The sequence below is a fragment of the Streptococcus oralis genome (assembly GCF_001578945.1).
GTDB classification, from domain to species: Bacteria; Bacillota; Bacilli; order Lactobacillales; family Streptococcaceae; genus Streptococcus; species Streptococcus oralis_Q.
Map to the genome: position 1 here is coordinate 272,084 of NZ_KQ969551.1, position 10,256 is coordinate 282,339.

Genomic DNA, 10,256 nt, shown 5'->3' on the forward strand with positions numbered 1-10,256 from the left:
GTGATGTGATTTCTTTACAGAAGGCTGGACGGAACTATTTAGGGCTCTGTCCTTTTCATGGTGAAAAGACCCCCTCTTTCAACGTTGTGGAAGACAAGCAGTTTTATCATTGCTTCGGCTGTGGTCGTTCAGGAGATGTTTTTAAGTTCATCGAAGAATACCAAGGCGTGTCCTTCATGGAAGCTGTTCAACTCTTAGGAGAGCGCGTCGGTATTCAACTAGCCATGTCTGTCCAGTCTCGTCCTCAACAAGCTTCGCCTCATCAAGCTCTATATGATATGCATGAAGAAGCCGCACGCTTTTACCATGCCATCCTCATGACGACCAAGATGGGAGAAGAAGCAAGGGCTTATCTCTACAAACGTGGATTGACAGATGATGTTCTGAAGCACTTCCAGATTGGACTGGCTCCAGCAGAGAGAACTTATCTCTATCAACGTTTGGCTGATAAGTTCGAGGAAAAGGATTTATTGGATTCTGGCTTGTTTTATCTGTCAGATGGCAATCAGTTTTATGATACTTTTTTCGGACGGATCATCTTTCCTTTGACCAATGACAAGGGGCAGGTTATTGCTTTTTCAGGTCGTATCTGGCAAGAAACGGATAGTCAGACTGCCAAGTATAAAAATAGTCGTTCGACTGCAATTTTTAACAAGAGTTACGAATTGTATCATTTGGACAAGGCAAAAAAGGGAACAGGTAAGATTACAGAGCTCTATCTGATGGAAGGCTTCATGGATGTGATTGCAGCCTACCGTGCTGGTATAGAAAATGCCGTGGCTTCCATGGGAACAGCCTTAAGCAAGGAGCATGTTGACCACCTCAAACGCTTTACCAAAAAAATTGTTCTCAGCTATGATGGCGACAAGGCAGGGCAGGCAGCAACAGCCAAGGCTCTAGAGGAGTTAAAAGACTTTTCAGTGGAGGTTGTTCGGGTACCTGATGCCATGGACCCAGATGAGTATTTGCAAAAGAATTCTGCTGAAGACCTGGCTTACCTTTTAACCAAGACTCGGATTAGTCCTATAGAGTTCTATATTCACCAACTCAAGCCAGAAAATAGTGACAACTTGCAGGCGCAAATCGAGTTCATTGAAAAGATTGCTCCCTTAATTGCCAAAGAAAAGTCTATCACTGCCCAGAATTCTTATATCCACATTCTGGCGGATAATCTACCTTCTTTTGATTACCAGCAGGTGGAGCAGATTGTAAATGAAAGTCGGATTGTTCAAAGGCAGGAGAGAGTCAAAGAGGAGCATGCTCCAGTAGCGATTAGTTTGCCTGTGACGCGGCAACTGACAGCAGTCATGAGAGCAGAGGCTCATCTCCTCTATAGGATGGCTGAGAATCCAGTTGTTTTGAATGATTATCGATTAAGAGAAGATTTTTTCTTTGATACCCCAGAATTTCAGATTCTTTACGAATTATTAAGTGAGCAGGGAGAAATCGGCTCAGAGGAACTTTCTCATCAGACGCCTGAGGTTGAAAATGCTTGGTACCACGTGCTTAGTCTGGATTTGCCAGCTGAGATGTCGCCTCAGGAGCTAGCGGAAGTCGAAGCGACTCGAAACCGTGCCCTCCTCAACAAGGACAACTTAAGAATTAAAAAGAAAGTGCAGGAAGCTAGTCATGTAGGAGATACAGACACAGCCTTGGAAGAATTGCAACGATTGATTTCCCAAAAGAGAAGAATGGAGTAATAATGGCAACAAAACAAAAAGAAGTAACGACATTTGATGTGCAAGTAGCAGACTTTATCCGTAACCACAAAAAAACAGGAACAGCAACAGACGACGAAATCAATTCAAGTCTGGTTATTCCTTTTACCCTGGATGCAGACGGTATTGAAGACCTTTTGCAACGGATTCAGGATGCTGGAATTTCTATCACAGATAACGAAGGAAATCCAAGTGCGCGTGTGCTTAGTGCAGAAGAAGAACCAGAACTCAGTGATGAGGACTTGATTGGCTCAACTTCTGCCAAGGTTAATGACCCAGTCCGTATGTATTTGAAGGAAATCGGGGTCGTTCCTCTCTTGACCAACGAAGAGGAAAAAGAATTGGCCCTAGCTGTTGAGGCTGGTGATATTGAAGCCAAACAACGTCTTGCCGAAGCCAACCTTCGTTTGGTGGTTTCTATCGCTAAGCGCTACGTAGGGCGTGGCATGCAGTTTCTTGACTTAATCCAAGAAGGAAATATGGGCTTGATGAAGGCCGTGGACAAGTTTGACTATTCAAAAGGTTTCAAGTTTTCAACTTACGCAACTTGGTGGATTCGTCAGGCAATCACTCGTGCCATCGCTGACCAGGCCCGCACCATTCGTATCCCTGTTCACATGGTAGAAACCATCAATAAATTAGTTCGTGAACAGCGGAACCTCCTTCAGGAATTGGGACAAGATCCAACACCTGAACAAATCGCCGAACGTATGGATATGACACCTGACAAGGTACGTGAAATTTTGAAAATCGCCCAAGAACCAGTATCGCTTGAAACACCGATTGGTGAAGAGGACGATAGTCATCTTGGGGACTTTATCGAAGACGAGGTGATTGAAAATCCAGTAGACTACACAACTCGAATCGTTTTGCGTGAGCAGTTGGATGAAGTCTTGGATACTCTTACAGACCGTGAAGAAAACGTCTTGCGCTTGCGCTTCGGGCTAGACGATGGAAAAATGCGCACTCTTGAAGATGTTGGTAAAGTCTTTAACGTAACTCGTGAACGTATCCGTCAGATTGAGGCCAAGGCTTTGAGAAAATTGCGCCAACCAAGCCGAAGCAAACCCCTTCGTGATTTTATTGAAGACTAAGAGTGAGGAAGAACATGGCTTATACAGAAGAACAAATTGAGACGATCAAAACACGCATTTTAAATGCTTTGGAAGAAGTCATCGACCCTGAGTTGGGGATTGATATTGTCAACCTAGGTTTGATTTATGAAATTCGATTTGATGGTGAAACAGGTCACACTGAAATTGATATGACTTTGACAACTATGGGTTGCCCACTGGCTGACCTTTTGACGGACCAGATACATGATGCGATGACAAATGTGCCTGAAGTAACCAATACCGAAGTCAAATTGGTCTGGTATCCGGCCTGGACGGTTGAAAAAATGAGCCGATACGCACGTATCGCCCTAGGAATTAAGTAAAGAGTAAGAAAAATGTGAGAGACGATTGGAAAATGAGGAAATCTCCTTCTTTTTCCTTTGGTCTCTTCTTTCTTTTGCTGATTTTCTGGAAATAAAATGGTATAATGAATGGTATGGAAAACGAAAAATTGCGTATTAATATGCTGAGTTCAAGTGAAAAAGTAGCTGGTCAAGGAGTATCAGGCGCCTACCGTGAGTTGGTACGCCTCCTACATCGAGATGCCAAAGACCAGTTGATTGTTACAGAGAATCTTCCTGTAGAGGCAGATGTAACCCACTTTCACACTATTGATTTCCCCTATTATTTATCCACTTTCCAAAAGAAACGCTCTGGGAGAAAAATTGGCTACGTGCATTTTTTGCCTGATACGCTTGAGGGGAGTTTGAAGATTCCATTTTTCCTAAAAGGAATTGTCAAACGCTATGTTTTTTCCTTTTACAACCGAATGGAACATTTGGTGGTGGTCAATCCCATGTTTATTGAGGATTTAGTGGTTGCTGGTATTCCGCGTGAAAAAGTAACTTATATCCCAAATTTTGTAAACAAAGAAAAATGGCATCCATTGCCAGCTGAACAAGTTGCACAACTCCGGAAGGAAATGGATTTAGCGGAAGATCAGTTTGTCGTAATCGGTGCGGGTCAAGTTCAGAAACGAAAAGGAATAGATGACTTTATCCGTCTTGCCGAGGAATTGCCAGAAGTTACCTTTATCTGGGCTGGTGGTTTTTCGTTTGGTGGAATAACAGATGGTTATGAACGCTATAAAAAAATTATGGACAATCCACCTAAAAATTTAATTTTTCCAGGTATTGTATCACCAGAAAGGATGCGTGAGTTCTATGCTTTAGCAGATTTGTTCTTGCTACCTAGTTACAATGAATTATTCCCCATGACCATCTTAGAGGCAGCTAGTTGCGAGGCTCCGATTATGTTGAGGGATTTGGATTTGTATAAGGTTATTCTTGATGGGAATTATCGTGCTACAAGTGATGTTTCAGAGATGAGAGAAGCAATCCTAGAATACAAGAATGACCCTGAAGCTTTAAAAGACTTGAAAGAAAAAGCTCGCGAAATCTCCAAAGAGTACTCTGAGGAGCATTTGTTGGAAATCTGGTTAAAATTTTATCGAGAACAGGCTGCTTTGGGCAAAAAGTGAGGTAATTTATGCGAATTGGTTTATTTACAGATACCTATTTTCCTCAGGTTTCCGGGGTTGCGACTAGTATTCGGACGTTGAAAACTGAGCTTGAAAAGCAAGGACATGCAGTTTTTATCTTTACAACAACTGATAAAGATGTGAACCGATACGAGGATTGGCAAATTATTCGCATTCCGAGTGTCCCTTTCTTTGCGTTTAAGGATCGACGATTTGCCTACCGAGGTTTTACAAAGGCACTTGAAATTGCCAAGCAGTATCAACTCGATATCATTCATACCCAAACAGAATTTTCTCTTGGTTTGTTAGGGATTTGGATTGCGAGAGAATTGAAAATTCCTGTTATTCATACCTACCATACCCAGTATGAAGACTATGTGCATTACATTGCTAAGGGCATGCTGATTCGGCCAAGCATGGTAAAATATCTGGTACGGGGCTTTCTTCACGACGTGGATGGCGTGATTTGTCCTAGTGAGATTGTTCGGAACCTTCTATCTAAGTACAAAGTCAAGGTTGAAAAACGAGTTATCCCAACAGGTATTGAGTTAGCTAAATTTGAACGCCCTGAGATTAAGGAAGAGAATTTAGCTGCCCTTCGATCTAAGCTTGGGATTAAAGAAGACGAGAAAATGTTACTGAGTCTTTCTCGTATTTCCTATGAGAAGAATATCCAAGCAGTCATAGCCGCCTTTGCACAGGTTTTGAAAGAAGAAGACAAGGTGAAGCTGGTTGTTGCTGGTGACGGTCCTTACTTGGACAGTCTGAAAGAGCAAGCAGTAAAATTACACATTCAAGAGCATGTGATTTTTACAGGTATGATTGCTCCAAGTGAGACAGCCTTGTACTATAAAGCAGCTGATTTCTTTATCTCAGCCTCTACGAGTGAAACCCAGGGCTTGACTTATCTAGAGAGTTTAGCAAGTGGAACGCCTGTCATCGCTCATGGCAATCCTTATCTGGATAATTTGATCAGTGGCAAAATGTTTGGAACCCTCTACTATGGAGAGCATGATCTTGCGGGTGCTATCTTGGAGGCCTTGATCGCCACTCCAGATATGGATGAGCAGAGGTTGGCTGATAAGTTGTATGAAATATCGGCTGAAAATTTTGGGAAACGAGTTCATGAGTTTTATCTCGATGCCATTATTTCAAATAAATTTGAGCAGGAACTACGTGGCGACGAACCTATGACACAGCGATTCTTAAAAACTATTTTGTACCTACCTCAGCAGGCTGTTTCAGCTCCAGTTAAAGAGTCCAAACGAATATTAAAGGCTTCTAAAGAGCAATTGTCTAGCATCCGAGATTATTGGAGAGATTAGTAAAAATATAGGAGAATAAAATATGGCAAAAAAATTTATGAGAAGTGGTAGAGATCAAAAAATTGGAGGCGTTTGCGCAGGCGTAGCCCACTATTTTGATATTGACCCTACTATTGTCCGTGTGATTTGGGGCGTTCTTGCCTTTTGTTATGGGGCAGGGGTACTTGCTTACTTGATTTTATGGGTAATTGCACCTGTTTCTAGCGAATATTAAAAGAGAATCAGAATAGAACAAAGAGAAATAAAAAGGAGTCCAAATGGCTTTTGGAGATAATGGAAAACGTAAAAAAACAATGTTTGAAAAAGTAACGCTTTTTGTCGTGCTAATTATGTTGTTTGTAACCCTTGCTGGTATCTTTGCGACAGCACTTGGAGCTTTTAGCAGATTCTAAGCAAGTTGCTAAGATAGAAACAATAACTAATGACTGGATTTTCCAGTCCTTTTTAAAGCGAGAAGAAAATATGAGTATGTTTTTAGATACAGCCAAGATCAAGGTCAAGGCTGGTAATGGTGGCGATGGCATGGTTGCCTTTCGCCGTGAAAAATATGTCCCTAATGGCGGTCCTTGGGGTGGTGATGGTGGACGTGGAGGTAACGTTGTTTTTGTGGTAGACGAAGGCTTACGTACCTTGATGGATTTCCGCTACAACCGTCATTTCAAGGCTGATTCCGGTGAAAAAGGGATGACCAAAGGAATGCACGGACGTGGTGCAGAAGACCTTCGTGTTCGCGTACCACAGGGAACTACTGTACGTGATGCAGAGACAGGTAAAGTCATTACAGACTTGATTGAGCACGGTCAAGAATTTATCGTAGCTCATGGTGGTCGAGGTGGCCGAGGAAACATCCGTTTTGCGACACCAAAAAATCCTGCACCTGAAATCTCAGAGAATGGAGAACCAGGCCAAGAACGTGAGTTGCAACTAGAATTAAAAATCTTGGCGGATGTCGGTTTGGTCGGTTTCCCATCTGTTGGAAAGTCAACTTTGCTTAGTGTCATCACTTCAGCCAAACCAAAAATCGGTGCCTACCACTTTACAACCATCGTTCCAAATTTGGGCATGGTTCGGACGCCGTCAGGTGAATCCTTTGCAGTAGCAGACCTTCCTGGATTGATCGAAGGGGCTAGTCAAGGGGTTGGACTGGGAACCCAGTTTCTTCGTCACATCGAGCGCACCCGTGTCATCTTGCATGTCATTGATATGTCAGCCAGTGAAGGACGCGATCCTTATGAAGATTACGTTCAAATCAACAAAGAGCTGGAAACTTATAACCTTCGCTTGATGGAACGTCCGCAGATCATCGTTGCCAACAAGATGGATATGCCTGAAAGTCAGGAAAATCTGAAAACTTTTAAGGAAAAGTTGGCAGCAAACTACGACGAGTTCGAGGAACTTCCAGCTATCTTCCCTATTTCTGGATTGACTAAGCAAGGTTTGGCAACTCTTTTGGATGCGACAGCTGAATTGTTAGATAAGACACCAGAATTTCCGATTTATGATGAGTCTGATATGGAAGAAGAGGCTTACTATGGCTTTGATGAGGAAGAAAAAGCCTTTGAAATTAGCCGCGATGATGATGCTACATGGGTGCTTTCTGGTGAAAAACTCATGAAACTCTTTAACATGACCAACTTTGACCGTGATGAGTCTGTCATGAAGTTTGCTCGTCAGTTACGTGGTATGGGGGTTGACGAAGCCCTTCGTGCGCGTGGAGCTAAGGATGGAGACTTGGTTCGAATCGGTAAATTTGAGTTTGAATTTGTAGACTAGGAGATTGATATGGGAGATAAACCGATATCATTTCGAGATGCAGATGGAAATTTTGTTTCTGCAGCAGATGTATGGAATGAAAAGAAACTAGAAGAATTGTTTAATCGTCTTAACCCAAAACGTGCCCTTCGATTGGCACGAGAGAAAAAAGATAATGAGAAGGCTGATAAAGAAGAAAAATAGCCTATCAACATTGATAAAACAGAACCCCGTGATTGTAGTCATCACGGGGATTTTTTAGTCATTGAAGAAAAATGGTGGCGCAAATTTTTTAAGAATTTCAAAGCAAGTCTGTGCTTCTTCAGCGTTTTCACAGATAAGAAGACAGACGTCATCACCACACACGGTGGCAACGATTTGTTTGAAATCAAGTGCATCGAGAACGGCTCCAAATGATTGGGCAAGACCTGGCAAGGTTTTGAGGACAACCTGATGCTGGACAGGACGTAGCATGACCAAGCCATCTTCCATATAGTTTTCCAAGCGTTTTTCCCATTTGGAGATGGAACCAGTATTTAAAACATAGTAAGAATGATCTTCTTCGCGAACCTTTGAAAGATTCATAGTCTTGATATCGCGTGAGAGAGTGGCCTGTGTGACTTGGATGTCGTTTTCAGCTAGTAAAGTTTGCAACTCTGCTTGTGTATGAATCTTATTTTTGGACACAAGAGCGCGGATGAGTTGGTGTCTGTGTTCTGATTTATTCATATGTATTAATAGCTCCTTTTATGAGGGAATTGTGATAGTGGATTGTGTGAGATCGACTGTTAAGTGATAGTCTGTATTATCACGGACAGTGATTTCAAAGTCGGTAGTATAGAGAACAAGGCGAAGTGTGTCACCTTTTTTCAGCTTGTAAATCGTAGGTTGTAGGTCAAATTGGATTCTCATCCATTTGTCAGCCTCTATGTCCTCAACAGTTAGTAAATCATTTCGATTTTGTAAATTAAGGTAGCCTTTGGTGATGACACGTTGGGCACTTGGATTGAATGGCAGTTCGCAGAGATTTTCTAACATGTGGTAACGACCATTATCAATGGTTCTAGCACTTAAAACAGCTGGATAAGGCTGCAGATATTTCTTTTGTCCAAGTTCCAGCAGTTGAGCAGATAATAAGCCCTTGTTCGTACTCGATTTGACACGAAGTTTCAGCTCCGCTCGCCCATTTAAGTGAATGTCTTGAGTTACGGGAAGGTCAATGGTGATTTGATTGGTTTTTCCTTGGTAAAGTTCGGTGTTGAAAGTCTGGTAAGTCTTGCCATAACGGTCAAAATCATTTTGATCATACTGGTTTTGAATCACTTTTTCCTCAGTTCCAAGTGAGAAAGTATGCAGTTTATCCTGTTTGCCAAAGTCGTCAAGGCACTGCCATCTTTGAGGTATAGTATTGTCTTGCCAGATGACAGTAGGGAGTTGATAGCTTGAGTCAAATCCTAACAATTTCTTACTTAACAAGGCATTCATGGACTCGCGGAAGTCAATCGACTGCCAGTTGTTCATATAGACATGGGCACCATGATGGAAAAAGAGGTGCTTATTGATATGGCTAGGAAGGGCATGAAACATCTGATAAACATGAAGTGGTTTGACATTCCAATCCTGTGAACCATGAGTAAAGACAACTTCAGCTTTAACTTTATGGGTGTTGATTAGATAGTTGCGGTCATGCCAAAATTGATTGTAGTCGCCAGTCTTGCGGTCTAATTGTTCTTTTACCTTCTCTAAGTCTGCCTGATGAGCTCCATTACCACGGATATAGTCACCAGCTAGGAGATTGCGGGAGTAGGTCAATTCAGCAAGTGAGTCAAAATCTTCACCTGGATAACCACCAGGGCTGGTCACAAGACCATTTTCGCGGTAGTAGTTATACCAAGAGGAAATTCCTGCTTCAGCGATGATCATTTCTAAGCCATCAACACCAGTGGTTGCAAGACCGTTGGACATGGTACCTAGATAGGAAATTCCTGTTGTTGCGACTTTTCCGTTTGACCAGTCAGCTTCGACTTGACGCTTGCGCGTGTGGTCAGTAAAGGCACGGCAACGGCCGTTGAGCCAGTCAATGACATTTTTATATGCTTCGATTTGCTGGTAGTCACCATTGGTCACCAGACCTTGGGAATCCTTGGTACCAACACCCGATACATAGAGATTGGCAAATCCTCGTGGGAGGAAGTAGTCGTTGAGAGTGTATGAGCTATTGATATGAGATACCTTTTCTTCAGCTTCAGAGACGAGTTCAGCTTGACCAAGAGGTTCAACTAAATTCAACTTAGGCTCCTTAAGCTCAATGGTGTGGGCAGGTTTGACCTCGAGCGCTCCTTCCATTTTGTAGAGAGCCTTGTCACTGGCTTTGTCGTTGGTCCCTTGGTGATAAGGGCTGGCAGTCATAAGAGCAGGGACTTGTCCATCGTAGCGTGGACGAATAATGCTGACTTTGACCAAATCAGGGAGTCCGTCTTTATCAGTATCCACACGGCTCTCAACATACACAACTTCACGAATGACATCGTGAGTAGAGAAGGTTGCCAAGCTCTTACCGTTAAAGTAGTGGTAGTGATTATCTTCTGCAATAAGACCATCACTAATAAGCTGGTCAATGAGTGTATTTCCCTTTTTGGTTCGAGTGTTGAGCAAATGGTAGAGATTTTCAATGAGATCTCCATAAACAATAGGAAATCCAGTTTCTTTACGGAATTGTTCGGCATCTTCAAAGTCAACCAAATAACTAAACCCTAAAAGTTGAAAAACTACAGTATAAAAAATCTCAGGAGTTATGTCATGGTCTGACTGAAAGAAGGTGAGGAGATCGGTCTCCTTATCCGCTGCTAGGGCAGACAAAGGATAG

Annotated in this window: 11 protein-coding genes; 9 read left to right on the top strand and 2 right to left on the bottom strand. The window is 42.5% G+C overall.

All coding sequences use genetic code 11. The features are described from left to right. From dnaG to SORDD16_RS04060, 9 genes are all read left to right on the top strand, one after another. On the top strand, positions 1 to 1,700 hold a 1,700-nt coding region (gene dnaG, locus SORDD16_RS04020), incomplete at its 5' end, for a DNA primase (RefSeq protein WP_128973468.1). A 2-nt stretch (positions 1,701 to 1,702) separates the two neighbouring features. Further along, entirely contained in the window at positions 1,703 to 2,812 is a 1,110-nt protein-coding gene (gene rpoD / locus SORDD16_RS04025) for an RNA polymerase sigma factor RpoD (protein ID WP_000201892.1), read from the top strand. 14 nt (positions 2,813 to 2,826) lie between these two features. After that, the gene (locus tag SORDD16_RS04030) at positions 2,827 to 3,156 is read left to right on the top strand and encodes a metal-sulfur cluster assembly factor (protein ID WP_061452464.1); all 330 of its coding nucleotides are present in this window, start codon (positions 2,827 to 2,829) and stop codon (positions 3,154 to 3,156) included. A 113-nt stretch (positions 3,157 to 3,269) separates the two neighbouring features. After that, positions 3,270 to 4,313 (top strand): glycosyltransferase family 4 protein, encoded by a 1,044-nt coding sequence (locus tag SORDD16_RS04035; RefSeq protein WP_061452465.1) that lies wholly within the window; start codon positions 3,270 to 3,272, stop codon positions 4,311 to 4,313. A gap of 8 nt (positions 4,314 to 4,321) precedes the next feature. After that, positions 4,322 to 5,638, top strand: a complete 1,317-nt coding sequence (locus SORDD16_RS04040; RefSeq protein WP_061452466.1) for a glycosyltransferase family 4 protein — start codon at positions 4,322 to 4,324, stop codon at positions 5,636 to 5,638. Positions 5,639 to 5,660: 22 nt separating this feature from the next. Beyond that, on the top strand, positions 5,661 to 5,852 hold the full coding sequence (locus SORDD16_RS04045; RefSeq protein WP_001074503.1) for a PspC domain-containing protein: 192 nt from the start codon (positions 5,661 to 5,663) through the stop codon (positions 5,850 to 5,852). A gap of 43 nt (positions 5,853 to 5,895) precedes the next feature. After that, positions 5,896 to 6,030: a DUF4044 domain-containing protein gene (locus SORDD16_RS04050; protein ID WP_000863854.1), complete on the top strand. Its 135-nt coding sequence runs from the start codon at positions 5,896 to 5,898 to the stop codon at positions 6,028 to 6,030. Positions 6,031 to 6,100: 70 nt separating this feature from the next. Then, on the top strand, positions 6,101 to 7,411 hold the full coding sequence (obgE, locus tag SORDD16_RS04055; protein WP_061452467.1) for a GTPase ObgE: 1,311 nt from the start codon (positions 6,101 to 6,103) through the stop codon (positions 7,409 to 7,411). Between the two features lie 9 nt (positions 7,412 to 7,420). Continuing rightward, a complete protein-coding gene (locus SORDD16_RS04060; RefSeq protein WP_000502572.1) occupies positions 7,421 to 7,594 on the top strand; it encodes a hypothetical protein in 174 nt (57 codons plus the stop codon). Positions 7,595 to 7,648: 54 nt separating this feature from the next. Here SORDD16_RS04060 and SORDD16_RS04065 read toward each other — a convergent pair whose 3' ends face one another. Together SORDD16_RS04065 and SORDD16_RS04070 are read right to left on the bottom strand one after the other, a co-directional pair. Then, positions 7,649 to 8,119: an arginine repressor gene (locus SORDD16_RS04065; RefSeq protein WP_061452468.1), complete on the bottom strand. Its 471-nt coding sequence runs from the start codon at positions 8,117 to 8,119 to the stop codon at positions 7,649 to 7,651. 18 nt (positions 8,120 to 8,137) lie between these two features. Next, a partial coding sequence (locus tag SORDD16_RS04070; protein WP_061452469.1) for a Xaa-Pro dipeptidyl-peptidase occupies positions 8,138 to 10,256 on the bottom strand: 2,119 nt, incomplete at its 5' end.

What these genes read in the sequence shown, in the direction of transcription:
- SORDD16_RS04050 (WP_000863854.1), top strand. Translation starts at nt 5,896, where the DNA reads ATGGCTTTTGGAGATAATGGAAAACGTAAAAAAACAATGTTTGAAAAA.
- SORDD16_RS04065 (WP_061452468.1), bottom strand. Translation starts at nt 8,119, where the DNA reads ATGAATAAATCAGAACACAGACACCAACTCATCCGCGCTCTTGTGTCC.
- rpoD (WP_000201892.1), top strand. Translation starts at nt 1,703, where the DNA reads ATGGCAACAAAACAAAAAGAAGTAACGACATTTGATGTGCAAGTAGCA.
- SORDD16_RS04040 (WP_061452466.1), top strand. Translation starts at nt 4,322, where the DNA reads ATGCGAATTGGTTTATTTACAGATACCTATTTTCCTCAGGTTTCCGGG.
- SORDD16_RS04045 (WP_001074503.1), top strand. Translation starts at nt 5,661, where the DNA reads ATGGCAAAAAAATTTATGAGAAGTGGTAGAGATCAAAAAATTGGAGGC.
- obgE (WP_061452467.1), top strand. Translation starts at nt 6,101, where the DNA reads ATGAGTATGTTTTTAGATACAGCCAAGATCAAGGTCAAGGCTGGTAAT.
- SORDD16_RS04060 (WP_000502572.1), top strand. Translation starts at nt 7,421, where the DNA reads ATGGGAGATAAACCGATATCATTTCGAGATGCAGATGGAAATTTTGTT.
- SORDD16_RS04035 (WP_061452465.1), top strand. Translation starts at nt 3,270, where the DNA reads ATGGAAAACGAAAAATTGCGTATTAATATGCTGAGTTCAAGTGAAAAA.
- SORDD16_RS04030 (WP_061452464.1), top strand. Translation starts at nt 2,827, where the DNA reads ATGGCTTATACAGAAGAACAAATTGAGACGATCAAAACACGCATTTTA.